The organism is Bradyrhizobium manausense (assembly GCF_018129685.1).
In the GTDB taxonomy this organism is placed as follows: Bacteria; Pseudomonadota; Alphaproteobacteria; order Rhizobiales; family Xanthobacteraceae; genus Bradyrhizobium; species Bradyrhizobium manausense_D.
This window is the reverse complement of record NZ_JAFCLG010000003.1, coordinates 365,397-391,664: the sequence shown is the minus strand read 5'-3', so window position 1 is coordinate 391,664 and position 26,268 is coordinate 365,397. Positions and strand designations below refer to the sequence as shown.

General features: G+C 65.2%; 23 protein-coding genes and 1 other RNA gene. 5 read left to right on the top strand and 19 right to left on the bottom strand.

Features of this window, described 5'->3' with window-relative positions; all coding sequences use genetic code 11:
- Positions 1–16: 16 nt before the first annotated feature.
- The 9 genes from ftsW to rsmH all read right to left on the bottom strand — a co-directional run bounded on the left by ftsW (position 17) and on the right by rsmH (position 10,560).
- Entirely contained in the window at positions 17–1,168 is a 1,152-nt protein-coding gene (gene ftsW / locus JQ621_RS12215) for a putative lipid II flippase FtsW (RefSeq protein WP_212234942.1), read from the bottom strand.
- A 270-nt stretch (positions 1,169–1,438) separates the two neighbouring features.
- Positions 1,439–1,837 (bottom strand): hypothetical protein, encoded by a 399-nt coding sequence (locus JQ621_RS12210; protein ID WP_212234941.1) that lies wholly within the window; start codon positions 1,835–1,837, stop codon positions 1,439–1,441.
- Positions 1,838–1,839: 2 nt separating this feature from the next.
- A complete protein-coding gene (murD, locus tag JQ621_RS12205; RefSeq protein ID WP_212234940.1) occupies positions 1,840–3,237 on the bottom strand; it encodes a UDP-N-acetylmuramoyl-L-alanine--D-glutamate ligase in 1,398 nt (465 codons plus the stop codon).
- Between the two features lie 7 nt (positions 3,238–3,244).
- Positions 3,245–4,348: a phospho-N-acetylmuramoyl-pentapeptide-transferase gene (mraY, locus tag JQ621_RS12200; protein WP_212234939.1), complete on the bottom strand. Its 1,104-nt coding sequence runs from the start codon at positions 4,346–4,348 to the stop codon at positions 3,245–3,247.
- A 161-nt stretch (positions 4,349–4,509) separates the two neighbouring features.
- Positions 4,510–5,889, bottom strand: a complete 1,380-nt coding sequence (locus JQ621_RS12195; RefSeq protein WP_212234938.1) for a UDP-N-acetylmuramoyl-tripeptide--D-alanyl-D-alanine ligase — start codon at positions 5,887–5,889, stop codon at positions 4,510–4,512.
- Entirely contained in the window at positions 5,886–7,358 is a 1,473-nt protein-coding gene (locus tag JQ621_RS12190) for a UDP-N-acetylmuramoyl-L-alanyl-D-glutamate--2,6-diaminopimelate ligase (protein WP_212234937.1), read from the bottom strand. The genes JQ621_RS12195 and JQ621_RS12190 overlap by 4 nt, the downstream gene beginning before the upstream one ends.
- A gap of 77 nt (positions 7,359–7,435) precedes the next feature.
- Positions 7,436–9,178, bottom strand: coding sequence for a peptidoglycan D,D-transpeptidase FtsI family protein (locus tag JQ621_RS12185; protein WP_212234936.1), 1,743 nt, complete (start codon positions 9,176–9,178; stop codon positions 7,436–7,438).
- Entirely contained in the window at positions 9,175–9,567 is a 393-nt protein-coding gene (ftsL, locus tag JQ621_RS12180) for a cell division protein FtsL (protein WP_212234935.1), read from the bottom strand. The genes JQ621_RS12185 and ftsL overlap by 4 nt, the downstream gene beginning before the upstream one ends.
- A gap of 3 nt (positions 9,568–9,570) precedes the next feature.
- A complete protein-coding gene (gene rsmH / locus JQ621_RS12175; RefSeq protein WP_249125191.1) occupies positions 9,571–10,560 on the bottom strand; it encodes a 16S rRNA (cytosine(1402)-N(4))-methyltransferase RsmH in 990 nt (329 codons plus the stop codon).
- 428 nt (positions 10,561–10,988) lie between these two features.
- Between rsmH and JQ621_RS12170 the strand changes: the two genes are divergently transcribed.
- The gene (locus JQ621_RS12170; RefSeq protein ID WP_212234933.1) at positions 10,989–11,852 is read left to right on the top strand and encodes an N-acetylmuramoyl-L-alanine amidase; all 864 of its coding nucleotides are present in this window, start codon (positions 10,989–10,991) and stop codon (positions 11,850–11,852) included.
- A gap of 143 nt (positions 11,853–11,995) precedes the next feature.
- Here JQ621_RS12170 and JQ621_RS12165 read toward each other — a convergent pair whose 3' ends face one another.
- The 3 genes from JQ621_RS12165 to JQ621_RS12155 form a co-directional block, all read right to left on the bottom strand.
- Entirely contained in the window at positions 11,996–13,228 is a 1,233-nt protein-coding gene (locus JQ621_RS12165; protein WP_212235028.1) for an RNA polymerase sigma factor, read from the bottom strand.
- A complete protein-coding gene (locus tag JQ621_RS12160; RefSeq protein WP_212234932.1) occupies positions 13,228–13,578 on the bottom strand; it encodes a YciI family protein in 351 nt (116 codons plus the stop codon). Before JQ621_RS12160 ends, JQ621_RS12165 begins: the two co-directional genes overlap by 1 nt.
- Positions 13,579–13,666: 88 nt before the next feature.
- Positions 13,667–14,017, bottom strand: coding sequence for a YciI family protein (locus JQ621_RS12155; protein ID WP_212234931.1), 351 nt, complete (start codon positions 14,015–14,017; stop codon positions 13,667–13,669).
- Between the two features lie 148 nt (positions 14,018–14,165).
- On the opposite strand from JQ621_RS12155, the gene rnpB reads away from it, so the two are divergent.
- Positions 14,166–14,582, top strand: an RNA gene (gene rnpB, locus JQ621_RS12150) — RNase P RNA component class A.
- A gap of 54 nt (positions 14,583–14,636) precedes the next feature.
- On the opposite strand, the gene JQ621_RS12145 is transcribed toward rnpB, so the two are convergent.
- Both JQ621_RS12145 and JQ621_RS12140 read right to left on the bottom strand, forming a co-directional pair.
- Positions 14,637–15,350 (bottom strand): alpha/beta fold hydrolase, encoded by a 714-nt coding sequence (locus tag JQ621_RS12145; protein ID WP_212234930.1) that lies wholly within the window; start codon positions 15,348–15,350, stop codon positions 14,637–14,639.
- Positions 15,351–15,426: 76 nt separating this feature from the next.
- Positions 15,427–15,888, bottom strand: coding sequence for a DUF983 domain-containing protein (locus JQ621_RS12140; RefSeq protein ID WP_212234929.1), 462 nt, complete (start codon positions 15,886–15,888; stop codon positions 15,427–15,429).
- A 49-nt stretch (positions 15,889–15,937) separates the two neighbouring features.
- Here JQ621_RS12140 and JQ621_RS12135 point away from each other — a divergent pair, with 49 nt between their 5' ends.
- Entirely contained in the window at positions 15,938–17,314 is a 1,377-nt protein-coding gene (locus JQ621_RS12135) for an aminotransferase-like domain-containing protein (RefSeq protein ID WP_212234928.1), read from the top strand.
- 15 nt (positions 17,315–17,329) lie between these two features.
- Here the strand turns inward: JQ621_RS12135 and JQ621_RS12130 are convergent, their stop codons facing one another.
- Positions 17,330–17,602, bottom strand: a complete 273-nt coding sequence (locus tag JQ621_RS12130; RefSeq protein WP_212234927.1) for a hypothetical protein — start codon at positions 17,600–17,602, stop codon at positions 17,330–17,332.
- Between the two features lie 209 nt (positions 17,603–17,811).
- Between JQ621_RS12130 and JQ621_RS12125 the strand changes: the two genes are divergently transcribed.
- Entirely contained in the window at positions 17,812–18,555 is a 744-nt protein-coding gene (locus tag JQ621_RS12125; RefSeq protein WP_212234926.1) for a sulfite exporter TauE/SafE family protein, read from the top strand.
- 129 nt (positions 18,556–18,684) lie between these two features.
- Here JQ621_RS12125 and JQ621_RS12120 read toward each other — a convergent pair whose 3' ends face one another.
- The 4 genes from JQ621_RS12120 to JQ621_RS12105 all read right to left on the bottom strand — a co-directional run bounded on the left by JQ621_RS12120 (position 18,685) and on the right by JQ621_RS12105 (position 25,399).
- Positions 18,685–20,091: an MATE family efflux transporter gene (locus JQ621_RS12120; RefSeq protein WP_212234925.1), complete on the bottom strand. Its 1,407-nt coding sequence runs from the start codon at positions 20,089–20,091 to the stop codon at positions 18,685–18,687.
- Positions 20,092–20,144: 53 nt separating this feature from the next.
- The gene (locus JQ621_RS12115; RefSeq protein WP_212234924.1) at positions 20,145–21,944 is read right to left on the bottom strand and encodes an ABC transporter ATP-binding protein; all 1,800 of its coding nucleotides are present in this window, start codon (positions 21,942–21,944) and stop codon (positions 20,145–20,147) included.
- Positions 21,945–22,470: 526 nt separating this feature from the next.
- On the bottom strand, positions 22,471–24,057 hold the full coding sequence (locus JQ621_RS12110) for a DHA2 family efflux MFS transporter permease subunit (protein WP_212234923.1): 1,587 nt from the start codon (positions 24,055–24,057) through the stop codon (positions 22,471–22,473).
- A 31-nt stretch (positions 24,058–24,088) separates the two neighbouring features.
- Complete coding sequence (locus JQ621_RS12105) at positions 24,089–25,399, bottom strand: HlyD family secretion protein (RefSeq protein WP_212234922.1); 1,311 nt, start codon at positions 25,397–25,399, stop codon at positions 24,089–24,091.
- Positions 25,400–25,595: 196 nt separating this feature from the next.
- On the opposite strand from JQ621_RS12105, the gene JQ621_RS12100 reads away from it, so the two are divergent.
- Positions 25,596–26,231, top strand: a complete 636-nt coding sequence (locus tag JQ621_RS12100; protein WP_212234921.1) for a TetR/AcrR family transcriptional regulator — start codon at positions 25,596–25,598, stop codon at positions 26,229–26,231.
- Positions 26,232–26,268: the final 37 nt, after the last annotated feature.

The window sequence follows — 26,268 nt, the reverse complement described above, 5'->3', positions numbered from 1 at the left end:
CGCTCGCAATGACGGCTTACGCGTAACTCCGCATCGCCTCGGCGTGGCCAATCGACTCCACCTCGGTGCGCGGACGCAGCCGCGTCAGGGCCAGCATCATGCCGACGCCGTAAGCCAGCGACACGATCGAGGAGCCACCATAGGAGATGAACGGCAGCGTCATGCCCTTGGCAGGGATGAGTTGGAGGTTCACCGACATGTTGATCGCCGCCTGCACGCCGAACAGGATCGCAAGACCCGACGCCGCAAAGCGCGAGAACATGTCCTCGTTGGCATAGGCGCGCGACAGCGTGCGGATCACGACGAAGGCGAACAGCGCCAGCATGGCAAGGCACAGGACGATGCCGAACTCCTCGGCGGCGACCGCGAACACGAAATCGGTGTGACTGTCCGGCAGGCTGCGCTTGGCGATACCCTCGCCCGGTCCGAGGCCGAACCAGCCGCCGTTGTAGAAAGCCTCCATCGCGGTATCGACCTGGAAGGTGTCGCCGGAGGCCGGATTCATGAAGCGCTTGATGCGGCCGGCAACGTGCGGGACGAACAGATAGGCGCTGAACAGGCCGGCCGCGCCAATGCCGGCGAGGCCGAACACCCAGATCATGCGCATGCCCGCGATGAAGAACAGCGAGCCCCACACCATCAGGATCAGCATGGTCTGTCCGAAGTCCGGCTCCATCACCAGCAGCGACACCAGCATCAGCAGCAGCACCAGCGCCATCGAGGTCGCCGGCATCTCCGGCCGCTTGGTCGATTCCGCGAACAGCCAGGCCGCGATGACGACGAAGGACGGCTTTGCGATTTCGGAGGCCTGGATGTTGACGCCGAGCAGCGTGATCCAGCGGCGCGAGCCCTTGACCTCGGGGCCGATGGCGAGCGTCACCACGATCAGGATGATGCTGAGCGTGAAGATGATCAGCGCGGAACGGCGGATTGCGCGCGGCGACAGGAAGGAGACGCCGAGCAGCACCATGAAGGACGGCGCCAGGAACATCACGTGCCGGCTGAAGAAGTGGAAGGGATCGAGCCCGATGCGGGTCGCGACCGACGGGCTCGCCGCCAGCGACAGGATCACGCCGGTCAGCATCAGCAACAGGATCGCGCCGAACAGCGGCTTGTCGACGGTCCACCACCACTCGGAAAAGGGGGTGCGTTCTTCACGGGAGAGCATGGGCGGCCGCTTTCGGACAGAGATAGTCCATTGGTCGCCGAGGTTGGTTACCGCAGGGTTAAGGAAGTGGGGATGATTGGAGATGATCTCCGCTGCCGCGGCAAAACACGCTGTCATGCCCCGGCTTGACCGGGGCATCCAGTACGCCGCGGCCTCTCGGCTCAATCATGACCGCCTCTGGAATACTGGGTCGCCCGGTCAAGCCGGGCGACGACAGCGGAGATTGTGACGGCGAGCTTCGCTACACACCGCTGGTCGATGCCAGCGCGCTCACTCGTAATTGATCGTGACATCCCCCGCGCGCGGATCGCGCTTGTAGATCTCGGCTGCCTCCGGAATGAAACCGACCCTGACCGCCCGCTCGCTGCTCCAGGCGCCCACGACCTCGAGATGCCCACGCACGCTGACAAAAGTCGGCGTGCTCTCGGGCGAGAATGTCCGGCCTCGGGCGACGATGCTGGCTTGCGTGCTGTCGGGCACCGTCGCGCCGCACGACTTCCAGACCACGACGACCAACTGACTGCCACTTGGCGAGGCGAACAACTTCTGGCGAACGACGCGGCACGCACCGAATTGGTCCATGACATTGTCGATCAGCACGACGCAGAGGAAACCGATGGGAATAGCGAGAGCGGCGACGACAATTGCGATCCGGCGTCGCCGCGACATTCTCACACCACCGGCTTCACGCCCGGCAGCGCCTGCACCAGTTCGCGGAACCTGGTGCCGCGGATCTCGAAATTGCGGTACTGGTCAAAGGACGCGCAGGCCGGCGACAGCAGCACCACCGGGTCCTTCAAGCCCGATGCTTCCGCATCGCGCGCAGCGTGCTCGACCGCGACATCAAGGGTCTGGCTGATCTCGTGCGCGACGGTGCCGAGCGTTCCCGAAAATTCCTGCGCCGCCTCGCCGATCAGATAGGCCTTGCGGATGCGGGGGAAAAAGCCGGACAGGCTGGTGATGCCGCCCGCCTTGGGCTTGCCGCCGGCGATCCAGAAGATGTCGGCGAAGGACGACAGCGCATGCGCGGTGGCATCCGCATTGGTGCCCTTGGAATCGTTCACGAACAGCACGTTGCCGCGGCGGCCGACCTGCTCCATGCGATGCGCCAGGCCGGGAAAACTGCGCAGGCCGTTCTGCAGCACATCGAGGCTGATGCCCATCGCAAGCGCGGCCGCAGCGGCGCACGCGGCATTCTGCGCATTGTGCAGACCGCGCAGCGAACCGATGCCGCCGAGCGTGGCGATCTCGCTGCGGGCGCCGCCCGAGGTGCGCACGATGGTGCCGTGCTCGACATGGATGCCTGACGCCAGCGGATTCCTGACGGAGATGCGCACCACATTCCTGCCGGCACGATCGAGCCGGTCGGCGATGTCGCGGCAATAGCCGTCGTCGACGCCGACTATGGAAGTGCCGCCGGCCTGCACGGCCGCAACGAGGCGCTCTTTCACTGCCGCGTAGTGCTCGATCGTGCCGTGGCGATCGAGGTGATCCTCGCTGACATTGAGCAGGATACCGACGGACGGATCGAGCGAGGGCGTGAGGTCGATCTGGTAGGACGACATCTCGATCACGTGGACGCGGCCCATTCCGGGCGGCTCCAGCGACAGGATCGCGGTGCCGATATTGCCGCCCATCTGGGTGTCGTAGCCGGCAACTTTCGTCAGATGCGCGATCAGCGCCGTCGTGGTCGATTTGCCATTGGTGCCGGTGATGGCCACGAACGGCGCGTCGGGCGCGTGCCGCCGCCGCTCGCGGCAGAACAGCTCGATGTCGCCGATCACCTCGACCTCAGCCTCGCGCGCCTTCAGCACGCTCCAGTGCGGCACCGGATGGGTGAGCGGCACGCCCGGCGCGAGCACGAGCGCCGCGAAATTCGCCCAGGAGACGTTGCGCAGATCGGCGCTGATGAAGCCGGCCTGCACCGCCTTGGCGACGTTCTCGGTATTGTCATCGGCGGCGATCACCTCGGCGCCGCCCGCTTTCAGCGCGTGGCAGGAGGCAAGTCCCGAACCGCCGAGGCCGAACACCGCGACCGTCTTGCCGGCAAAGGAGGTGACCGGGATCATCGATCGATCACCGCAGCTTCAGCGTGGACAGGCCGGCGAGCGCCAGCATCACCGAGATGATCCAGAAGCGGATCACGATCTGTGGCTCGGTCCAGCCGAGCTGCTCGAAATGGTGGTGGATCGGCGCCATGCGGAAGATGCGCTTGCCCGTCAGCTTGAACGACACCACCTGCACGATCACCGAGACCGCCTCCAGCACGAACAGGCCGCCGATCACGGCGAGCACGATCTCGTGCTTCACCGCGACCGCGATCGAGCCCAGCATGCCGCCGAGCGCGAGCGAGCCGGTGTCGCCCATGAAGATCGAAGCTGGTGGGGCATTGAACCAGAGAAAACCGAGCCCTGCTCCCAACAGCGCGCCGCAGAGCACGGCGAGTTCGCCGGTGCCCGCGACGTATTTGATCTGGAGATAGTCGGCGAACACCGCGTTGCCGGCGAGATAGGCGATCATCGCAAAGCTCGCGGTCGCGATCATCACCGGGACGATGGCGAGGCCGTCGAGACCGTCGGTGAGGTTCACCGCATTGCCGGCACCGACGATGACGAAGGCGCCGAATACGACGAAGAACCAGCCGAAATGCAGCACGGTGTCCTTGAGGAAGGGGATCGTCAGCGCGGTCGAGGCGGGATCGCGGTTCAACCGCACCAGCGCATAGCAGGCGACCAGCGCGATGATGGCCTCGATCAGAAGGCGCAGCTTGCCGCCGAACCCGCTCGTGGTCTGCTTGGTCACCTTGAGGTAATCGTCGTAGAAGCCGACGAAGCCGAAGCCGAGCGTCACCGCAAGCACGATCCAGACATAGGGATTGAGCGGATTGCACCACAGCACCGTGCCGACCGTGAGGCCGGACAGGATCATCAGCCCGCCCATGGTGGGCGTGCCCTTCTTGGCCAGATGCGATTGCGGACCGTCGGTGCGGATCGGCTGGCCCTTGCCCTGCCGGATACGCAAATGGTCGATGATCCAGGGCCCGAACAGGAACACGAACAGCGCGCCGGTGACGATGGCCCCGCCGGTGCGGAAGGTGATGTAGCGGAAGACGTTCAAAACGGTGCGCACTGCACCGAAACCCGGAAATGTGTTGGAGAGCTCGATCAGCCAGTAAAACATTCAGTCGGTCCTATGGCGCCTTTCGCGCATGACATTCGCGATGGCCTCGACGTGTCTCACGCCCCTTCGCTGATCTTCATCGTGGGTCGGGCGACCCTGGAGAAACCGGACGACGGCGCGCCGCAAGGGGCGGGATTCGGGAACTGCGCCTTCCAAGCAGTTTACGCCTTTGCCTGCAAGGCGGCCACTAGGCCCGGGACAAACTTGTTGACCCAAAACATCTTCTTGCTGCCCTTGACAACCACGACATCGCCTGCCTTCAGCAGGCTGGCGACCTCGCCGGCTTTCAGCGTCGCAGGATCGTCGTGCCAGCCGAGGCCCTTGCCGGCGGGAAGCACGTCGTAGAGGTGACGCATCAGCGGCCCGACGCAATAGATGCCGTCGATGCCGTCGAGATGCTTGGCAAGGCCGGTGTGATAGCCCGGCGCATCGTCACCCAGTTCCAGCATGTCGCCGAGCACCGCGATGCGGCGGCCGCCTGTGACGTTGCGCGCCTGCAGGCTTTGCAGCGCGGCGGCAATGCTCGCCGGATTGCCGTTGAAGCTGTCGTCGATCACGGTGACGCCGCCGGCCGCCTGCTCCACACCGCGACCGGTCATGATGCCGACGCGGTCGAGCTTGATCGCGAGCGTCGCGACATCGAGATGCGCGGCATGGACGGACGCCAGCGCGGCGAGCGCATTCTGCACGCGGTGCGGCGCGCCCGGCGTCAGGCTGAAGGCGATCTCCTTCTTGCCGATCGCGGCCACGACCTGCCAGCTCTCGCCATGCGGGGCATGCGCGACCTCATGCACCTCGGCCTTCTCGCCGAAGCGCACCACCTTGCCCTTCCAGTCCGGCGCCTTGATGCCTGATGGCAGCACCAGCACGCCGCCCTCGGGCAGTCCGAGCGCGATCGACACCTTCTCGCGTCTGATCGCATCGAGCGAGCCGAGCTTTTCCAGATGCACCGGCTGGACGTTGACGACGAGCGCGACGGTCGGCCGCGTCAATTCGCTCAGCCGCGCGATCTCGCCCGGCTGGTTCATGCCCATCTCGACGACCCAGAGGCTGGCATCGGGCCGGGCATTGCACAGCGTCAGCGGCACGCCCCAGAAATTGTTGAAGCTCGAGGGGCTGGCATAGGCATTGGGATAGGCCGCCAGGAATTCCTTCGTGCTGGTCTTGCCCGCGCTGCCCGTCAATCCGATCACCGGGCCCTTGAAACGCGCGCGCGCGGCGCGGGCGAGGCCCCAGAGGCCGTCGATCAGCGTGTCCTTCACGACGATCTGTGGAATGCGGATGCCCGCGATCTCGTGCGGCACGATCATCGCGGCCGCGCCGGATGCCTCCGCCTTGTCCGCGAACTCCCAGCCGTCGCGCGCGCTGGCGAAGGCGGAGATGAAACCGCCGCTCGGCGTGCCCGATAGCGCCACGAACAGGCTGCCCGGCTTCACCAGGCGGCTGTCCTGGGTGACGAAATCGATCGGGGCATCCGGGAACGATCCTGTTGCGCCCAGTGCACGCGCCACCTCGGCAACCGTCCATAATGGCCCGCTCATGCGCCCCTCGCTGCTAACGCGGCGGCAACCGCTTCGTGATCACTGAACGGCAGGACCTCGCCGCCGACGATCTGCCCGGTCTCGTGGCCCTTGCCGGCGATCAGCAGCGCATCGCCCTCTTCCAGCTCCTCGATCGCAGCGCGGATCGCGGCCGCACGGTCGCCGATCTCGCGCGCGCCCCTGGCGGTGGCGAGAATCGCGGCACGAATGGACTCCGGCTTCTCGCTGCGCGGATTGTCGTCGGTGATGATGATCCCATCGGCATTCTCCGCCGCGATCTCGCCCATGATCGGACGCTTGCCGGCATCGCGATCGCCGCCGGCGCCGAACACGACGATCAGCCTTCGTTTGGCGTAGGGCCGCAGCGCCTGCAGCGCCTTCGCCAGCGCATCGGGCTTGTGCGCGTAGTCGACGAACACAGGCGCGCCGTTGCGCTCGCCGACGCGCTCGAGCCGGCCCTTGGCGCCTTCGAGATGTTCGAGACTTGCGAACACATCGGTGGCATCGCTGCCGGTCCCGATGGCGAGGCCGGCCGCGACCAACGCGTTCTCGATCTGGAATTCGCCGACCAGCGGCAGCCGGACCGTGGTGCGCCTGCCGCAATGTTCGAGCTCAAGGACCTGCGAGAAACCGTCGACCGCGGCGCCGGAAAGCCGAATGCCCTCGCCCGCCCCGTCCCCTTTGGAGCCGACCGCTATCACGCGCAGGCCGCGCGAGGTCGCGGCCTCGATCGCCTCGGTCGAGCACTCATGATCGGCGGAGATCACCGCGGCACCGCCCGGCGGCACGAGCTCGCGGAACAGCCGGAGTTTTGCCGCGAGGTAATGCGCGACGGTCGGATGGTAATCCATGTGGTCGCGCGTGAGATTGGTGAAGCCGCCGGCGGCAACGCGCACGCCATCGAGACGATATTGATCGAGGCCGTGGGACGACGCCTCGAACGCAAGATGCGTGACGCCCTCGCGCGCGATCTCGTCGAGCTGCCGGTGCAGCGCGATCGGATCAGGCGTGGTCAGCGAGCCATAGACGGTGCGCTTTGATGAGACGAGACCGATGGTGCCGATGCTGGCCGAGGCATGGCCGAGCCGCTCCCAGATCTGGCGCGTGAAAGCGGCCACCGAAGTCTTGCCGCTGGTTCCGGTGACCGCGGCGATCGTCGCAGGCTGGCCCGGGAAAAATCGTGCCGCAGCGAGCGCCAGCGCGCGGCGCGGATTGTCGACGGCGACGAACGGCACCTTGCAGCCATCGGGGGCATGATCTCCGACCACGGCGACCGCACCGGCCGCAATGGCCGCGTCGATGAAGCGCGCACCGTCGGTCTTGCTGCCGGCGAGTGCGAAGAAGAGATCGCCCGGCTTGACCACGCGGCTGTCGAGGGCAATGCCTGTTACCTCGAGCGCAGTAATTGCGGGCTCGAGCGCGGCATCATTGCCCAAAACGTCCTGGACTAAGAGATCACGCAGCTTCATGGTCTTCCAGTCGCCGTGTCCGGCCGAATCCAGAGGGAAATCCCCGACTCAGCAGCGACTACGGCCCACCCGATTGATTACTGGGTTGTCCTGGATGTCGCAAGAATAAGGCGGTCCGCGGGCGGCAGGTCGTAGCGGGGCTCGATGCCGAGAAGCGGTCCGATACGGGTAATGACGTTGCCCGCGGTCGGAACGGCGTTCCAGCCCGAGGTGATGAAGCCGTAGGTTTCCTTCAGCGGCTGCGGCTCGTCGAGCATAATCAGGAGCTGGTATTTCGGCTTGTCAGCCGGCAGGATCGCGGTGAACGCGGTCAGCACCTTCTTCTTGGCATAGCGGCCGTTGATCACCTTTTCGGCGGTGCCGGTCTTGCCGCCGATATAATAACCGGGAACATTCGCCTTCTTGGCGGTGCCGATCTCCGCGTTCAGTCGCATCAGGAACCGCATCTTGTCCGACGTCTCGGGCTTGATCACGCGCTTGGCGATCGCCCGCGCCTCGTCCTCGGAGCGCTTGAGGAAGGTCGGCGGAATCAGAAGTCCACCGTTCGCAAGCGCGCTGACCCCCATCACGGCCTGCAGCGGCGCGACCGCCATGCCGTGGCCGAAGGCGATGGTAATGGTGTTCAGATCGCTCCAGCGGCGCGGCAGGATCGGCGAGGCGCTCTCCGGAAGCTCGGTGCGCAGCCGCTCCGTCTGCCCCATCTTGCGCAGGAACGCCTTGTGCGCCTCCACGCCCTGCGACAGCGCGATCCGCGCCGCACCGACGTTGGAGGAGAAGGTGAACACCTCTTTCATATTCAGGAAGCGGCCCTTCGGCTCGTCGTCATGGATCGCGAACTTGCCGTAGTGCAGCGGCCCGCGCGCATCCCACAGCGAATCGAGGCCGTACTTGCCGGTGTCGAGCGCCATCGCAAGCGTGAACGCCTTGAAGGTCGAGCCCATCTCGTAGACGCCGGTGGTCAGGCGGTTGATGCGGTCGGGGTCGTGCGCTTCCTTCGGATTGTTCGGATCGAAATCGGGCACCGAGACCATCGCGATGATCTCGCCGGTGTTGACGTTGGTCACGAGGCCGGAGGCCGCCTTGGTGTGAAACTTTTCCTTGGCCTTCAAGAGCTCGTCACGCAGCGCATGCTCGACGCGCAGATCGACCGACAGCTCGATCGGCTTCTGCAGCCGGTCGATGGCAAAGCCGGCGCGATGGAGATCGGCGAGGCCCTGATTGTCGAGCCACTTCTCCATGCCGGCGATGCCCTGGTTGTCGATGTTGACCAGACCAATGAGGTGGGCGACCTCGTTGCCGGTCGGATAGACGCGCTTGTTCTCGCGCAGGAAGCCGATGCCGGGAATGCCAAGCTTGTGGATGTCCTGCTGCTGCTTCGCCGTGATCTCGCGCTTGAGCCAGACGAAGCCCTTGCGCGACGACAGGCGCTCGCGCACCTCTGCCTCGTCGAGGTCGGGCACGGTCGCGGTCAGCAGCTCGATCGCCTCGTCCTTGTCGATGATGCGGCGCGGTTCGCCGAACATGCTGGCCGCCTTGACGTCGGTCGCGAGGATCGCGCCGTTGCGGTCGACGATGTCGGGCCGCGCGGTCGCCACCACCTCCTGCGCGGCGGCGCGCCGCGCTCCATGCGCGTCGGCGCCGACCGCGAACATCACGAGCCGGCCGCCGATCAGGGCGTAGACGGTTCCAAAGGCCAGCATTGCGAGGCCTACGCGCGCGCGCGCCTTCGCGGCGCGATCGACGTTGCGCCCGTAGAGCAGGCTGCGGATCAGGCGCTGGCGCCAGGGTTCGGTAGGTTTGGCCGGAGGCGTACCGCTCATTGCTTGTCCTCGGGCTGAGGTACGGAGCCCGTCACGCTATCGGGATCGCTCGCGGCTTCGATGGTGTTGATCATGGACCCGATCGGATCGGGCTCGCCCGGCCTGAACATCCGCGGCGGACGGTCCGGCAGGTTCTTCAGCGAGTCATATTGCGTACCGTTGACGGGCTTGAGCGGCAGATGCCGCTCGGCGAGGCCTTGCAGGCGCAAGGGCGCATCGAGCCTCGCCCATTCGGAGCGCAACACCGCGATCGCATCGCGCTGCTCGCGGATCTCGGCATGCAGCCGCAGCACCTTCTCGGTACGCGCGGTGGAATCCATCTTGATCCGGTAGACATAGGCGGCCGCGAAGATCAGCGCGCCGATGACGAGAAGGTGGATGAAGCGCATCTGCTAGCCGCCCCTCATCACGTCGGAGAGCTGCGGCCAGGACGACGGCTCCTCGTCACGATGCGCGGGCGCCGCGGTGCGCTCGGCGGCGCGCAGCTTGGCGGACCGGGCGCGCGGATTGCGCGCAACCTCTTCATCGCCGGCGATCACAGGCCGCCGCGTCAGCAGCTGGAAGCTCGGCGCTGTCTGCGCCACCTCCGGCAGATGCCGCGAGCCGCCGCCGGTCTTTGAACGCTCGGAGAGGAAATTCTTGACGATGCGGTCTTCCAGCGAATGGAACGAGACCACGACCAGACGACCGCCGGGCTTGAGCACGCGCTCGGCGGCGGTGAGCGCGCTCTGGAGCTCCTCGAGCTCTTCATTGACGAAGATGCGCAGCGCCTGGAACGTCCGCGTCGCCGGATGAATGTCGCCCGGCTTGGAGCGCACCACGCGGCCGACGAGATCGGCGAGCGCGCGCGTGGTGGTGAACGGCGTCTCCTGCCTGTCGGCCACGATGGCGCGGGCAACGCGGCGCGAATGCCGCTCCTCGCCGAAGAGATAGATGATGTCGGCGAGATCGCTTTCCGAGGCGCGCGCGACGACGTCGGCGGCCGTCGGCCCCGTCTGCCCCATGCGCATGTCGAGCGGACCGTCGAGACGGAACGAGAAACCGCGACCAGCCTGGTCGAGCTGCATCGAGGAGACGCCGACATCCATCACGACGCCGTCGACGGCATCGACACCCTGCGCGGCGCAGACTTCGGCGAGATTCGAAAACCTGTCTTCGACCAGCGTGAGCCGGCCGCCCGAGCGCGCAACCAAGTCGGCGCCGCCGGCGATCGCGGTGCGGTCGCGATCGATCGCGATCACCCGGGTTCCCGGCACACCGAGGATGGCGCTTGTGTAGCCGCCAGCGCCAAAGGTGCCATCGACATAGATGCCGCCCTCGCGCGGCGCGAGATGCGCGATGGCCTCGCGGCCAAGCACGGGAATGTGCGGCGCGTCGCTCATGCGACGCGCCTGGCTTGCGCGCAGGTAAAATCGGGGGCGAAGCAGCCCATCACGCCTCGAATAATTCCATGTCGCGGCGGTTCCACGACAAAGCCCCGGTACAGTCGATGCGCCGAGCCCGGCCCCAGGCGGCAGACCCGGTGTTCCCAGCGGAATATGTCGGGCAACCATGGGATTTCGAGCCAGAAACGCTTGTTGGCCGCCTCAGGACGCGGGTCGGCTCTTCACCTCTCAGTAACGGCGCTTAGCGTTAAGAAAGCGTTGATCGGCTCGTTACATCTCGAAAAGGTCGGGGAACGGTGATGCCTCATCCACACACTGGCCCAAAATGCACCCGTTAACCGACCTGCGCGATTGCGCGGACCGGAGGGTAAAGGAATAGTAAAGAGAAGGGCTTGCTCCACTCTTCGTCCGATTCCGAGTTGTTTATGCCGTCCCGTTCGTCCACGCCGCCAGGAACTGATTCGAAGCGTCAACGCGTTCTCCCGGTTCCCAAGACCGCGGCGCACCTGCGGACGTTCGAGCCGGATTCGTCGATCGTCTCCGACATCATCCCCTCGCCCAACCATGGCGAGCGCAGCAAGGGACGGCAGCCCGACATGATCCTGCTGCACTACACCGGCATGCCCGACGTCGAGGGTGCGCTGGCGCGGCTGTGCACCGCGGGCACCGAGGTGTCGGCCCATTATGTCGTGCTGGAGGATGGCCGCATCGTGCAATGCGTGCCGGAGTCGCGGCGCGCCTGGCACGCCGGCGTCTCGTCCTGGGCCGGCGAGGACGACATCAATTCCTGCTCGATCGGGATCGAGATCATCAATCGCGGCCACGATTGGGGCTATCCGGACTATCCGCTGCGCCAGATCGCAGCCGTCATCGCGCTGTGCCGCGGCATCATTCTCCGCCGCAAGATCACGCCGCAGCGCGTGCTCGGTCATTCCGACGTTGCGCCCGCGCGCAAGAAGGATCCCGGCGAAAAATTTCCCTGGCACTCCCTCGCCAATTCCGGCGTCGGTCACTGGGTGACGCCGGCACCTGTCGTGCGCGGCGAAAGCCTGATGCTAGGCACCATCAGCGACGAAGTTCTGAGCCTGCAGCAGGCGCTCGCACGCTATGGCTATGGCGTGCCGCTATCGGGCAAGTACGACGCAGCTACGATGGAAGTCGTGACCGCCTTCCAGCGCCACTTCCGCCCCGCGCGGCTCGATGGTGTTGCGGATCACTCGACATTGTCGACCCTGCAGGCGTTGCTGGCGAGCTTGCCGCCGGAAGGGACGGCTGTCGCGTCGAAGTGACGGCGCTAAAGCGCGATGGAGTCAGGTTCGATCGACGTCCGGGATCACCTCTCCCCGACGGGGAGAGGTGATCTGAGCTCTCGGTTCGCATCAATTCAACCAAAACACATCATGCTTTAGCCGTCATCGTGCAATGTGTGCGACTACTCCATCTCACGCACACGCCGGGCATAGAGCCGCCGCAACGGCTCGAGCTGCGTGGCTTCCGTTGCCAGGCGATAAGCCTCGCGCGCATCGTCCTTGCGACCGAGCCGCCGCAACAAATCGGCACGCACCGCCGGCACCATGTCGTAGCCGCCCAGCCCGCCGCGTGCGGCGATCGCGTCGACCAGGTCGAGCGCACGCGCCGGACCGTCGACCATCGAGATCGCGGCGGCATGGTTGAGCTCGATGACCGGCGACGGGCTGATGCGCAGCAGCACTTGGTAAAGGCCGGCGATCTGCGGCCAATCGGTCTGCTCAAAGCTCGGCGCACGGGCATGCAGCGCGGCAATCGCGGCCTGCACCGCATAGGCCTGCGGCCGGCCCGGCACACGCAACGCGTCATCGACGAGACGCAGGCCTTCCTCGATCTGCGCGCGATCCCAGAGTGAGCGGTCCTGCTCCTCCAGCAGCACGATGTCGCCGGCCGCGGTTTCGCGCCCGGCGCGGCGCGCATCGTGCAGCAGCATCAACGCCAACAGGCCCTTGATCGCGGCGCGATCCGGCATCAGGCGGTCAAGCAGGCGCGCAAGCCTGATGGCTTCGGCCGCGAGATCGGGCCGCATCAGGTCCGTGCCTGAGGTCGCGACATAACCCTCCGTGAAGACGAGATAGATCACGGCGAGCACACCGTCGAGCCGTGGCGCCAGCGCGTCGCGCTCGGGCACTTCATAGGGAATGCCGGCGAGCCTGATCTTCTGCTTGGCGCGGACGAGGCGCTGCGCCATCGCGTCCTCGCCGACGAGGAAGGCGCGCGCCACCTGCCCGGCGGAGAGGCCGCAGACGGTACGCAGCGTCAGCGCGACCTGAACCTCGGCCGCGAACGCCGGATGGCAGCAGGTGAAGATCAGCCGCAGCATGTCGTCGTCGAGCATCGCGGGCGGTTCGGCCGGCGCCTCTGCATTGAGCTCGAGCTCGTGCAGGAGCGCCTGCTGCTTGCCGCGAAACGCCGCCTGGCGGCGGATGCGATCGATCGCCTTGTTGCGGCCGACATTGACGAGCCAGGCACGCGGATTGTCAGGGAATTCGCCAGCCGACCAGCGCTCCAGCGCCACCGCGAACGCATCCTGCAGCGCGTCCTCGGCCAGATCGAAATCACCGACGAGGCGGATCAGGGTGGCCAGCGCCCGCCCCGCCTCGTCGCGGAAGATCTTGTCGATGTCGGCCGGGCAGATCACTTGTAGATCATGACGGGCCGGACCTCGATCGAGCCCCGCTTGGCTTCGGGAATGCGCGCCGCCAGCGCAACGGCATCGTCGATATCCTTGGCTTCGACCAAATAATAGCCGCCGAGCTGCTCGCGCGTTTCCGCGAACGGACCGTCGGTGGTCATGGTCTTGCCATCCCGTACGCGCACCGTGGTTGCCGTCGTCGTCGGCTGCAGCCCGTCGCCGGCCTTGAAGTGGCCGCTCTGGATGATCGACTGCGTGTAGGCGCCGTACTCTCCCGCCAGCTTCTGACGGTCCGCAGCGCTCATCTCGGTCATGTAGTTTTCGTTCCGGTAGATCAGCAGCAGATATTGCATCGCTTAACTCCTGTGGTTCGGGGGGTCACCGACATCAGTCGAACGGGCCAAGCCCCGAACGACATCCCCCGCGGAATTATTTTCGAGATCATTTGTAGATCATGACCGGCCGGACCTCGATTGAGCCGTTCCTGGCGCCGGGAATGCCCGCAGCCAGCGCGATCGCCGCATTGAGGTCCTTCGCCTCGACGAGGTAGTAGCCGCCGAGTTGCTCACGGGTTTCCGCGAACGGACCGTCGGTGGTCAGTATCTTGCCCTCGCGGACACGAACCGTGGTCGCGGTCGATGTCGGTTGCAGTCTATCCCCGGCCTTGAAATGGCCGCTCTGGACGATCGATTGCGTGTAGGCGGAATATTCCGTCAGCAGCTTCTGGTGGTCTGCAGGCGTCAACTGGCTCTGTTGCGCTTCGTTGCGGTAGATCAGCAGCAGATACTGCATTGCGTAAGCTCCTGTTGTCCGGCGGGATCGCCTGCATCCAGTCGAGCCGGGTCCGCGCCCAACGACATCTTCAGGATAAATTATTTACGCTGCCGCGTGCCACGATCTCTGCTTGACGAAACCGTCACAAATGCCCATTGCGTAACCGTCAGTCGGCCGGACGGCCGCTCCGGCACGGGCTGAAAGGCCGCCGGGGAGGAAAGTCCGGGCTCCCTTGACATACGGTGCCGGATAACGTCCGGCGGGGGCGACCCCAGGGAAAGTGCCACAGAGAACGAACCGCTCCCTCCTCGGAGGAAGTAAGGGTGAAAAGGTGCGGTAAGAGCGCACCGCGGGTCCGGCAACGGGGCCGGCATGGTAAACCCCACCGGGAGCAAAACCGAATAGGGACGGCGTAGCGGGCTGTTCGCGAAAGCGATAACGCCGCGGGGCGATGTCAGGCCCGCTGTCCGGGTAGGTTGCTCGAGACCATGTGCAAACATGGTCCCAGAGGAATGGCCGTCACGTATCGCTTGCGCAAGCAGGCGGTGCCCTACAGAACCCGGCTTACAGGCCGGCTGATATCTTGCAACGAGGGGTCTGGCGCAAACGCGCCGGGCCCCTCACCATTTTCACGGTGTCATTCCACGATTTCGCTTAACACAGCCATCAACGCCTCCGGCGCCGTCACATTCGGCGCGTGGCTGGCGTCGAGCTCGAAATAGCGCCAGCCATCTTCGCTCTTCGCGCGCCGTGCGAACTGCCCGAACACGTCGCCCGGCGGCGTGCGTTTGCAGTAGATGTAGCTGCGCGGCATCGTGGGCTCGCCATACGCGAGCTTCAGCTTGGTCTCGAAACATTTGAGCGGCATGTTGATGCGGCGCGCGTTGAGCCAGTCGAGATCAGCCTGCGGCGTATCTGATGGCGGCGGGTTCGGCGGGATGCGATAGCCGTCGGCAGCGGCGGCCGCCTTGCGCATCGGCTCGCGTCCACCCTCGTTGAGATCGAATAGCGACTGGCCATCGCGCGGCACGAACGCGTCGAGATAGATCAACTGTGTCACGCGCTCACGGGCGCGATCGGCAACGCCGGTGGCGACCATACCGCCATAACTGTGGCCGAGCAGAACGAGATCGTTGAGATCTTCGAACTTGATGACGTTGAGCACGTCCTGGATATGCGTCTCGAGATCAATAGCGGCACTGGCCAGATGTGAGCGCTCGCCGAGTCCTGTGTAGGTCGGCGCAATCAGGCGATGACCGGCCTGCGCCATCAACGGATGCATCTTCTTCCAGGACCATCCGCCGGACCATGCGCCATGACAGAGCAGGAAGGTTTTCGCAGGTGCGGCCATCGGCGTTTCCATCGTTCTTGTTCTGATGCGATGGAGTGTAGCGATGGCCTGCGCGATGTAAACGCCGCCAAGGAGTTCAGGCCGCGCGCGGCGCCTTGACGAACACCGGCGCGCGCTGGCCGGCGTCGCGCCGCAGCTTGCTCGCCTCGAAGCCGTGCATGCCGATCTGCCATTGCAGGCCGACGATGGCGCCCTTGGTCGGTTGCAGCAGCGCCAGCGAGGCCAACAGCGTCACCGGCAGCCACACCGCCAGTTGCAGCCAGACGGGCGGAGCATAGGCGGTCTCGACCGCGAGGATCGCCGGCACCACGAGATGGCCGACCACGACCATCACGAGATAGGCCGGGAAGTCGTCGGCGCGCTGGTGAAAAAGCTCCTCACCGCAATGGTCGCAGCTGTCCGCGACCTTCAGGAAACGGCCGAACATATGCCCTCGGCCGCAGTTCGGGCACTTGCCGCGAAACCCACGCCACATCGCCTTTGCCAAAGAGATTGAACCGGCCGCCATGACGACACCTCTTCCGTTTTTCTGATCCATACAATAATATCTCGTATCCATACATTCAAAGGATATGGGCCTAAATTGCATGGATTGGACGCCTACAATCTCGGAGCTGTCAGGGCCGCGCTACCAGCGCATCGTCGAGGCTATGGAGGCGGACATCGCCGCCGGACGGCTGGTGCGCGGCCAGCAATTGCCGACGCAGCGCGCTCTCGCCAAGGCGCTCGGCATCGACCTGACCACGGTGACGCGCGCCTACACCGAGGCGCGGCGCCGCGGCATCATGGAGGCGCGCGTCGGCCAAGGCTCCTTCGTGTCGGAAACCAGCGCCCGCCGTGCGGCCGACCTGCCGCAGCCTGTTACGATCGACCTGTCGATGAACGTGCCGCCGCATCCGCTGGAAGCGCAGCTCGACGAGCGTATCATCGCCGGCCTCGAGGCCATTCGCGCGCAATCAGGTCTGACCGCATTCCTGAATTACCAACCGCCCGGCGGCAGCGCCCATGAACGCGAGGTCGCCGCGCGCTGGATGCGCACCCGCGTTCCTCACGCCCACGCCGACAAGCTCGTGATCTTTCCGGGCGCTCAGACGATCCTGTTCAACCTGCTCGTTCATCTCGCGCGGCCGGGTGACATTGTGCTGACGGAGGCGCTCACCTTCCCCGGCATCAAGGCCGCGGCGGCGCAACTCGGCGTCAAGCTCGTCAGTGTCGCCATGGACGACGGCGGCATCCTGCCCGAGGCATTGGCGAAGGCCTGCCGCACGCACAGGCCCAAGGCCGTCTATCTCATTCCAACGCTGCACAATCCGACCACGGCGACGCTTGCCCCCGAGCGACGCAGCGCAATCGCAAAAATCATCCGCGATGCCGACACTGTTCTGATCGAGGACGATGCCTACGGGCTGCTCGACAAAACGGCCTCTCCGATCGCAAACCTGATCCCCGAGCGGACATATCTTGCGACCACGCTGTCGAAATGCATCGCACCGGCATTGCGCGTCGCCTACCTGCTGACGCCTGACAGCGACGCGCAGCTTCAGATGCGCGGGCATCTTCAGGCCACGGTGCAGATGCCGGCGCCGCTGATGGTCGCGCTTGTGACCCACTGGCTCGAGACCGGCGTTGCCGACCGGATCATCGCTGCGATCCGCAACGAGGCCGTCGGCCGCCAGCAATTGGCGCAGCGCGCGCTGAAGGGCTTCCAGTTCCAGGCCAGGCCCGCCGCCCATCACCTGTGGCTGCGCCTGCCGGACGGATGGGGCCGCCGCGAGGTCACCGCGCAGTTGTTACGCAATGGCCTCGCCGTCGTGGCCAGCGACTCCTTCGCGGTCGATGGCAACCCGCCGCATGCCGCGCGGCTCTCGCTCGGCGCCGCGCGCAATCGCGCGGAGCTCACGCAGGCACTTCGGATTCTCACCGGCGCGCTGCAGCGGCCCGCCGATACCAGGCAGATCGTCTAAAGCATGATCGGGGATCTAACCACCTCGTCTCACACTGTCGAGAAATTGCTCTCGTTCGCCGGGCGCATAACCCTGGGAAGCGCCCGGATAGAGGTCGTTGTTTTCACCGTAGGGTGCCGAGCGGATCGTCGGCCCGGAGGGCGTATAAGCAAAACTCGAGGCGGGGCCTGTGGCGATCCCTCCCTGATCGGGACGAATGGCGTGCTGCCGGTGCGCGTGGTGCACCGTGGCCGCATTCGCAGAGCCCGCCAGGGCAATCAGAAAGTTCAACGCCAAAAGAGAACGCATCGCTTTTTCTCCTATCGAGACTTGCGGATCAGCGTGCTGGGCGCGTCGAGCCGCGACAATCGAATGCTATGCGGGTTATCCATGCGTGTCGTTCGATAATGCCCGACTTTGCAGGTCGCGCTTGCAGGCGGCATGCATTGACCGCCACGCCCGCGGCTGTGCTATGCCCGGTGCGTGATCACGAACTCGCGACAACAGGAACTCCAGGGGTGGAAACCTTCACGATTGCGCTGCTTTTGTTCGGCGCGTTGGCCGGCGGCTTCGTCTCGGGGCTGGCGGGATTCGGCACGGCGCTGATGGCGCTCGGCATCTGGCTCTACGTGCTGCCGCCCTCGCTCGCAGTGCCCTTGGTGCTGATCTGTTCGGTGATCGCGCAGACCTCGACGCTGCCCTCGATGTGGAAGAGCTTTGATCTCTCGCTGGTGTGGCCGTTCCTGATCGGCGGGCTGATCGGCGTGCCGATCGGGACCACCCTGGTCGCCTCCGCCGATCCGAAGGTGTTCAAGCTCAGTGTCGGCGTGTTGTTGCTGATCTTCTCGAGCGCGCTCTACCTCAACAAGAGACAATTCGCCGTCACCTTCGGCGGGCGCATCGCCGATGGCGCGGTCGGCTTTGCCGGCGGCATTCTGGGCGGGCTCGCTGGACTGTCCGGGCCGCTGCCGATCCTGTGGGCCAATATCCGCGGCTGGAACAAGCACGAACGACGCGGCATCTTCCAGCTCTTCAATTTTACGGTGCTCGCCACCGCGCTGGTGTTGCAGACCGCGTCGGGCCTGGTCGCCTTCAAGGTGGTCTGGCTCGCGATGGTCGCCTTTCCCGGCACGCTGATCGGCGCATGGGCCGGCGCGCGCGTCTATCACGCGCTCAGCGACAAGCATTTTGGCGATGTCGTGCTCGGCCTGCTGTTCCTGTCGGGCGCCACGCTCGTCTGGAACAGCATCGGGGCGCATTAGAACATGATGTGTCTTGGTTGAATCGATGCGAACCGAGAGCTCAGATCACCTCTCCCGCAGGGAGAGGTGATCCCGGACGCCGATCGAACCTGACTTGATCGCGCTTTAGTGACCGGCAGGCGTGCCTCGCTACGCAGGCTCTCGCACCGCAGGTGCCGCGAGCTCGGGCGGCGCTGGGCTGGGAGCCTCCTCCCGGCCGCCCGTCACCAGGCGCTTCCTGAACTCGCGGCGCAGCAGCCACAGGCTCTGGACGGCCTGCAGGGTCGTCGCCGCGTTCGAGAGATACCAGACGTACTCGATCCGAAAGCCCGGCCGCGTCGACAGAAGGATCGCCGGCACGGAGTAGGTGAGCACGCGCGTCGCCGAGCTCCACAACACCGGCTTGGTGTTGCCGAGCCCCTGGAACATGCTGGAACAGCTGAAGATCAATCCCTGCGCCACCATGTTCAGCGAGATCATCTTCAGGAACAGCAACGCGACCTGCATCGTCTCCGGATCGTTCGAGAAGCCGGCCAGCAACCATCCGGGCTGAAGCTGCGCGAGCATCGTGAGCGCGACCATCACGACGGTCGCGATCAACGCCGCCCTGACGAAGGTTTCCCGCACCCGCTCATAATTGCCGGCACCGAAATTCTGGCCGGCAATCGGCCCTGCCGCGAGAGTCACGGCAAGCGCGGGCATCTGAATCAAGCCTATGACGCGCGTGCCGATGCCAAAGCCCGCCTGCGCCGCCGGGCCAAGGTTCCGCAGCACATAGTAGACCGCGGCCATGAAGATGAAGATCATCACGAACTCGCCGCCCGCGGGCAGGCCGACATTGAGGATCCTTTTCCATTGCCGCAATTGCGGACGCCATTGCGCGGGATGGAATGCGACGTAGCGCTCCAGCTTGAGAAAATAGGCAAGGAGCATCAGGGTGCCGATGGCGACCGCGATCGAGCTCGCCAGCCCTGCGCCGGCGACGTCGAGCGGATAGCCGGTGCCCCAGCCCGAGATCAGCACCGGCGCCAGCGCGATGTTAAGGACGACCGCGAGAACCCGCACCAACATGGCGGGGCGCACGATGCCGGTCGCGCGCAGCGCGGATGCGGTCACTTGCATGACAAATTCCAGGGCGAGCGCCGGCATGAACCACAACAGATACGTGGTTCCCGCCTCGATCGTAGCCTGGTTCGTGGCGATCGACCGCATATAGGGACGCGATAGCGTCGCTCCCGCGGCCAAGGTCAACAGGCCGAACAGCACCGACAACATGGCCGCCTGGTTGAAGACCAGATTGGCGTCGTCGCGATCCTTGCGGCCGACCGCATGCGCGATCAACGCAACCGTGCCGACACCGAGCATCTGCATCAGCGCGTTGATGAGAAAGCCGGCATTGCCAGCTGCGGCGACGCCAGCCACAGCGGCATCGCCGAGCTCCGACACGAAGTACAGGTCGACCAGCTGGCAGATCATGATCGAGACCATGCCGGCCATGATCGGCGGCGCCATGGCGAGGATGTGGCTCACGATGGAGCCGCGCGTCAGGTCCTTCATCTCATCCCACCTTCGGCGAGGTGGCGGCGGGACATTTGCCCCGCAGCCCCGCCTCATTCCGCTGCTGCGATATGCCCGAGCTCCACGACCTGGCGCTCGAACAGGCTGCGATAGATGCCGCCTGGCTTGCCCGCGAGCATGGCATGCGTGCCCTGCTCGACGATCTCGCCGCGGTCGAACACCAGAATGCGATCGAGGCTCTTCACCGTCGACAGCCGGTGCGCGATCACGATCGAGGTGCGGCCTTTCATCAGCCGCTCCATCGCCTGCTGGATCAACGCCTCCGATTCCGAATCGAGGCTTGAGGTTGCCTCGTCCAGGATCAGCACCGGCGCATCGGCCAGGAAGGCGCGCGCCAGCGCGACGCGCTGTCGTTCGCCGCCCGACAGTTTCACCCCGCGCTCACCGACCAGCGTGCCGTAGCCCTTCGGCAGGCGCAGGATGAAGTCGTGCGCATTCGCCAGCCGCGCCGCGCGCTCGATCGCTTCGAGGCTGGCACCGGGCCGGCCATAGGCGACGTTCTCCGCCAGCGTGCGGTGAAACAGGATCGGCTCCTGTTGCACGATCGCGATCTGGCTGCGCAGCGATTGCTGCGTCGCCTTTGCGACGTCCTGCCCGTCGATCAGCACACGCCCATCCGAGACGTCGTAGAGCCGCTGCACCAGCTTGACGAAGGTCGTCTTGCCGGAGCCGGAGCGGCCGACGAGACCGACACGTTCGCCGGCGCGGATCGTGAGCGACAATCCGTCATACAGCGGCGCGCGATGGCCTCCGTAGTGGAACGTGACGTCGTCGAACACGATCTCGCCGCCCTCGATCGCGATCGGTCGCGCGCCTTCTGCGTCCGCGATGCCGATCGGCTCGTCATGGATCGCCACCAGCTCCTCCATGTCGTTGACCGAACGCTGGAGGTTGTTGATGTGCATGCCGACGTCGCGCAGATAGGCGTGGATGACGTAATAACTCGTCAGCACGTAGGTGACATCGCCGGGCGAGGCATGCCCGTACATCCACAGCAGCACCGAGCCGCCGATGACGGACCCCCGCAGGCACAGCAGCAGCGAGAACTGCGCCATGGCGGTGTAGTTGTAGCGGAGCCAGGTCCGCCGTACCCGCACGCGCCAGCGCTTGATGACGCGGGCGAGCCGCGCATCCTCGCGCGCTTCCGCGCCGAACGACTTCACCACCGCATTGCAGGTCAGTGCATCCGCCAGGGTGCCGCCGACCCTGGTGTCCCAGGCATTGGAGACACGTGCGGCCGGCGCGATGTAGCGCGTCGAGAACAGCACCGTCATCGTGACATAGACAGCAGCGCCGAGCGCGATCACCGCGCCGAGCGAGGCCCAGTGCACGCCGAGCAGGATCATCGATCCGATCAGCACGACCAGCGACGGCAGCAGGGCCAGCAGGATCGTGTCGTTCAGCAGGTCAAGCGCCCACATGCCGCGCGTGATCTTGCGTACGGTCGAGCCGGCGAAGGCGTTGGCGTGCCAATCGGTCGAGAAACGCTGCACGCGCAGGAAGGCATCCTGCGCGACATCGGACATGGTCTTCAGCGTGAACGGCACGATCACCTGGAGGCCGGTCAGGCGAAACACGATCGAGGCCGCACCGAGCACGACGATGCCGCCCAGCGCCACCAGCGCGGCGTGGCGCGCTTCGGGATCGGACGGGCCGCGCGTCAACGCGTCGATCAAATGCCCAGAGAAGACCGGCATGAAGAGGTCGGCGACGGTCGCGCCCAGCAGACCGGCGGCGATGGCAAGCGTGCGGCCCGGCTGCTTCAGCCAGTGCCGGAACACGAAGGGCAGGACCACGCGGATCGCCGCGGGCTTTTTTGACAAAGCGGTCATGGCATCATCCGGCCGCTGTCGGCGCGGGCCGGCTCCATCAATGGACGCAAGCCGGCCGCCAGGGCCGAGACAGCGTCACTTAAAACTGACTTTGACTTGGGAAGCGGAGCGATCGGGACTGAAAACCCGATCGAAGCTGGCGGAAGCGGCCTCTAGCAGGCCGAAAACGTACCGAGCCAGACCATCATCGAGCGCGGGAACGCGATCTGCGAATGCGACGAAATCATGCAAATCTCTCCCCGGTTCGATGAAATGAGATGCGCTTTATAGATGTGGCATTTGCCGTTTGCAACGGGGCCCGCGCGAGATCACGCACGAGTGTTGCATTTTGGTGCGGGGCGCCTTGGCGTGCTCCGCGGCCGCCCCAATCTCCGCTGTCATCCTCCGCGAAAGCGGGGGATCCAGTACGCCGCGGCGGATGTGGCGAGAGCGAGGTCTCTAACGCCGGCCTCTGGAATACTGGATCGCCCGGTCAAGGCCGGGCGATGACATCGAGTGTGTGGCTCGTCCGACCGCAAAACCGCGCTCAATGCGCGTCGCCGCCGCCGCTGGTCATCGGCGCCGGCTTGTTCAGCAATGTGACCAGCAGGCTGAGGCCGAGATAGAACAGCGTCAGCATGAAGAAGGCATCGCCATAGCCCATCACCGAGGCCTGGCGGTGCACGATCTGGCTGAGCTGCTTCATCGCCATCAGCGTGGAATCGCCGAGCCCCTGGAACTTCTGCTGGAGCATGGTGAGGGTTTCGGTGGCGGTCGCATTGCCCCAGGTCACGCGCTCCTGCAGCCGCGTGATGTGCAGATCGGTGCGGTCGTTGAGCACGGTGTTGATGACGGCGAGGCCGACCGCGCCGCCGAGATTGCGCATCAGGTTGAACAGGCCGGAGGCGTTCTTCACCTTCTCAGGCGCCAGCGTGCCGAGCGCGACGTTGTTGGTCGGCACCATTGCGAACATCATGCCGATGCCGCGCAGGATCTGCGGCACGAGCAGCTCGTAGAAATCGTAGTCGCGCGTGATCCAGGTCATCTGGTAGGAGCCGATCGCGAACACGATGAGGCCGAAGGCGATCATGTAGCGCATGTCGATCTTGACCATGAGGCGCCCGACCAGCGGCGCGATCAGGAACATGGTGATGCCGGAGACGAACATGGTCTCGCCGATCATCAGCGCGCTGTAGCCGCGCACCTCGGCGAGGTAGCGCGGATAGATGTAGGTCAGGCCGTAGAGGCCGATGCCGATACAGAATTGCAGCGTGGAGCCGACGGCGAAATTGCGGTTGGTGAAGGTGCGCAGATTGACGATCGGCTCGGCCGCCGTGAACACGCGCCAGAAGAAGGCGATTGCCGAGATCGCGCAGATCCAGGCGCAGATCGCCACGGACGTATCCTGCATCCATTCATATTGCGGGCCTTCCTCCAGCACGTATTCAAGCGTGCCGAGGAAACCTGCCATGAAAATCAGCCCCCACCAGTCGAAGCGGTCGAGCAATTCGAAATGCGGTTCGTCGAAATCGACCAGCGCCCATACGCCGAGGGTGATGCCGATGCCGGGCACGACGTTGATGAAGAACAGCCAGTTCCACGACATCAGGTCGGTGATGTAACCACCGACCGTCGGACCCACGGTCGGCGCCAGCGTGGCAACAAGTCCGATGATGGGACCGACGATGTGGAATTTCGAACGCGGGAAAACCGTATAGGCCGAGGCGAACACCGTCGGGATCATGCCGGCGCCGAGAAAGCCCTGCAGTGCGCGCCAGAAGATCATCTCCTCGATGGTCGTGGCGAAGCCGCAGAGCAGGCTCGAAATCGTGAAGCCCGCCGCCGAGATCGCAAACAGCAGCCGCGTGCCGAAGGCGCGCGACAGGAATCCCGACAGCGGGATCGCGATGACTTCGGCGATCAGATAGGCGGTCTGAACCCAGGAGACCTCGCTCGCGCTCGCCGACAGGCCGGCCTGGATCTCACTGAGAGACGCCGAAACGATCTGGATGTCCAGGATCGACATGAACATCCCGAACACCATGATGATAAAGGCGATCAGCCGTTTCGGCGCGATGCGCTCCGACGCGGCTGATGCCATCATGGCAGGTGAAGCAGTCGTGGCGTTCGCCATGGTCTGACCTCGCAGCGCTCGAGAGGCGCGCTTACTGCGGATGGATCATGGTGGGATCGTCGAGATCGACCTCGCTGTCGGCGTCGGCGGCGCCCTTGTTGGTGTCGACGCTCGCATAGACCGACATGCCGGCGCGCAGCAGGTTCTGCCTGGCGACCGATTTCGGCACGCGGATACGGACCGGCACGCGCTGCACGATCTTGGTGAAATTGCCGGTGGCGTTGTCGGGCGGCAGCAGCGTGAACACCGAGCCGGAGCCCGCTGCGATGCTGTCGACGACGCCTGAGAACTTGCGCATGCCGTAGGCATCCACCTTGATCGTCACCGGCTGGCCGGGACGGATGCGCTTGAGCTGCGTTTCCTTGAAATTGGCGTCGATATAGACGTCGTCAAGCGGCACGACATTGCCGAGCCGCTGGCCGACCGCGACGAAGTCGCCGGCGTTGACGAGACGGTTGGAGAAAATGCCGTCGACCGGCGCCCGCACCGCCGCGAAGGAAAGATCGCGCTCGGCCTTGGCAAGCGTGGTCTTGAGCTCGGCGAGCTGCGCCTGGGCTTCGACCTGCTGCGCCTTGGCAACGTCGACATTGCTCACCGCAACGTCGTAGGCGGCCTGCGCGGCCTTGACCGCGGCGGCGCCCTGGTCGCGGCCGGCTTCCGAGCTTTCGAACGTGGCGCGCGAGGCAAAGCCCTTGCTGCTCAGCGCCTGCTGGCGCTCATAGTCGAGATCGGCGCGCTTGAGACCGGCTTCCGCCGAGACGAGCTGCGCTTTGGCCTGCGCGACCTGGCTGTCGAGCGCCGCGATCTGGCGGCCGATGCGATCGATGGTGGCCTGCTGGGTCGCGATCCGGGTCGCCGCGGCGTCGACCGCGATCTTGTAGTCGCCGTCGTCAATACGCATGACGATGTCGCCGGCATGCACCGGCGTGTTGTCTCCGGCCAGGATCGAGGAAACGTGGCCGGCCACGCGCGCGCCCAGCATGGTGTTGTTGGCGCGGACATAGGCATCGTCGGTCGCGACATAGAAGCGGCCGATGAGCGTGTAATAGCCGGCATAGCTTGCCGCCGCGAGCGCCAGCACCAGGCCAATGCCCATCATGACGAATTTGCGCTTGCCGGATTTCGGCGCGGCGGCGGGCGCGGACGCAGTCGGGGCCGGCTGGTCGGTCACGGGCTTCTCCGGCGCCTCGCTGGGGCGGCGCTTGGTCTCCTCGGCCACATGAGAGCGCAACTGCTCGGCGAGAACAGCGGATTTCTCGGGTGCAGCCTCACCATTCGCCATCGTCGTCTCCACCGCTTCCTGGCGAAGGACGCGCGCAGCCTGGTCTCTCGATGTGGCCATAAGGCCTCCCCAATAAAAACGCGAACCAAGGCAGCCGTTCGCACGGCCGCCATCCCGCTCGCCCATCCCAAATACCATTGACCGAACGGTTCGGTCAATATACTTAATATTCCCGGCAGGACACTACTGGCCCGAATCCTTTAATTGGGTTTCTTGCTTCGCACCCGATCCAAAAACCTTCAGAGACGCTGAACCAATGGTTGTAGCCGGCCGCGAACAACTGCAGATCTTCCAGGAGGAGGACAGCTCCAAACGCCGCCAGATCCTGGCCGGCGCGCGTAAGGTGTTCATGGATCTGGGTTTTGACGGCGCCAGCATGGGCGAGATCGCGCGGGCGGCCGGCGTCTCCAAGGGCACGCTCTACGTCTACTTCGCCGACAAGAGCGCGCTGTTCGAAGCCATCCTCGAGGAGGAAGCGCTGTTCCACGGCCAGGTCGTGTTCAATTTCGACCCCTCGCGCGATGCCGAGACCACGCTGAAGGATTTCGGCCAGGCTTATCTCCATTTGCTCTGCCGGCCCGGCGGCGGATCGGCGATCCGCACCGTAATGGCGATCGCCGAGCGCATGCCCGACGTCGGCCGCCGCTATTATGTGCGGGTGCTGGAGAAGACCATCAGCCGGTTGTCCGACTATCTCAAAGCCCATGTCGGCCCCGGTGATCTCGCGATCGACGATTGCGACCTTGCGGCATCGCAGTTCATGGAATTGTGCAAGGCCTCGCTCTTCCTGCCGCTCGTCTTCCAGGCCGCGCCGCCGCCGTCGGAACAGCGCATGACGGAAGTGATCGACAGCGCGACACGAATGTTCCTCGCCGCGTACAAGGCGAAATAGTCGGACGCCCGCGACGCATTGCGCCTGCTGGGCCGGC

What these genes read in the sequence shown, in the direction of transcription:
- ftsW (WP_212234942.1), bottom strand. Translation starts at nt 1,168, where the DNA reads ATGCTCTCCCGTGAAGAACGCACCCCCTTTTCCGAGTGGTGGTGGACC.
- JQ621_RS12210 (WP_212234941.1), bottom strand. Translation starts at nt 1,837, where the DNA reads ATGTCGCGGCGACGCCGGATCGCAATTGTCGTCGCCGCTCTCGCTATT.
- murD (WP_212234940.1), bottom strand. Translation starts at nt 3,237, where the DNA reads ATGATCCCGGTCACCTCCTTTGCCGGCAAGACGGTCGCGGTGTTCGGC.
- mraY (WP_212234939.1), bottom strand. Translation starts at nt 4,348, where the DNA reads ATGTTTTACTGGCTGATCGAGCTCTCCAACACATTTCCGGGTTTCGGT.
- JQ621_RS12195 (WP_212234938.1), bottom strand. Translation starts at nt 5,889, where the DNA reads ATGAGCGGGCCATTATGGACGGTTGCCGAGGTGGCGCGTGCACTGGGC.
- JQ621_RS12190 (WP_212234937.1), bottom strand. Translation starts at nt 7,358, where the DNA reads ATGAAGCTGCGTGATCTCTTAGTCCAGGACGTTTTGGGCAATGATGCC.
- JQ621_RS12185 (WP_212234936.1), bottom strand. Translation starts at nt 9,178, where the DNA reads ATGAGCGGTACGCCTCCGGCCAAACCTACCGAACCCTGGCGCCAGCGC.
- ftsL (WP_212234935.1), bottom strand. Translation starts at nt 9,567, where the DNA reads ATGCGCTTCATCCACCTTCTCGTCATCGGCGCGCTGATCTTCGCGGCC.
- rsmH (WP_249125191.1), bottom strand. Translation starts at nt 10,560, where the DNA reads ATGAGCGACGCGCCGCACATTCCCGTGCTTGGCCGCGAGGCCATCGCG.
- JQ621_RS12170 (WP_212234933.1), top strand. Translation starts at nt 10,989, where the DNA reads ATGCCGTCCCGTTCGTCCACGCCGCCAGGAACTGATTCGAAGCGTCAA.
- JQ621_RS12160 (WP_212234932.1), bottom strand. Translation starts at nt 13,578, where the DNA reads ATGCAATATCTGCTGCTGATCTACCGGAACGAAAACTACATGACCGAG.
- JQ621_RS12155 (WP_212234931.1), bottom strand. Translation starts at nt 14,017, where the DNA reads ATGCAGTATCTGCTGCTGATCTACCGCAACGAAGCGCAACAGAGCCAG.
- JQ621_RS12145 (WP_212234930.1), bottom strand. Translation starts at nt 15,350, where the DNA reads ATGGCCGCACCTGCGAAAACCTTCCTGCTCTGTCATGGCGCATGGTCC.
- JQ621_RS12140 (WP_212234929.1), bottom strand. Translation starts at nt 15,888, where the DNA reads ATGGATCAGAAAAACGGAAGAGGTGTCGTCATGGCGGCCGGTTCAATC.
- JQ621_RS12135 (WP_212234928.1), top strand. Translation starts at nt 15,938, where the DNA reads ATGGATTGGACGCCTACAATCTCGGAGCTGTCAGGGCCGCGCTACCAG.
- JQ621_RS12130 (WP_212234927.1), bottom strand. Translation starts at nt 17,602, where the DNA reads ATGCGTTCTCTTTTGGCGTTGAACTTTCTGATTGCCCTGGCGGGCTCT.
- JQ621_RS12120 (WP_212234925.1), bottom strand. Translation starts at nt 20,091, where the DNA reads ATGAAGGACCTGACGCGCGGCTCCATCGTGAGCCACATCCTCGCCATG.
- JQ621_RS12115 (WP_212234924.1), bottom strand. Translation starts at nt 21,944, where the DNA reads ATGACCGCTTTGTCAAAAAAGCCCGCGGCGATCCGCGTGGTCCTGCCC.
- JQ621_RS12110 (WP_212234923.1), bottom strand. Translation starts at nt 24,057, where the DNA reads ATGGCGAACGCCACGACTGCTTCACCTGCCATGATGGCATCAGCCGCG.
- JQ621_RS12105 (WP_212234922.1), bottom strand. Translation starts at nt 25,399, where the DNA reads ATGGCCACATCGAGAGACCAGGCTGCGCGCGTCCTTCGCCAGGAAGCG.
- JQ621_RS12100 (WP_212234921.1), top strand. Translation starts at nt 25,596, where the DNA reads ATGGTTGTAGCCGGCCGCGAACAACTGCAGATCTTCCAGGAGGAGGAC.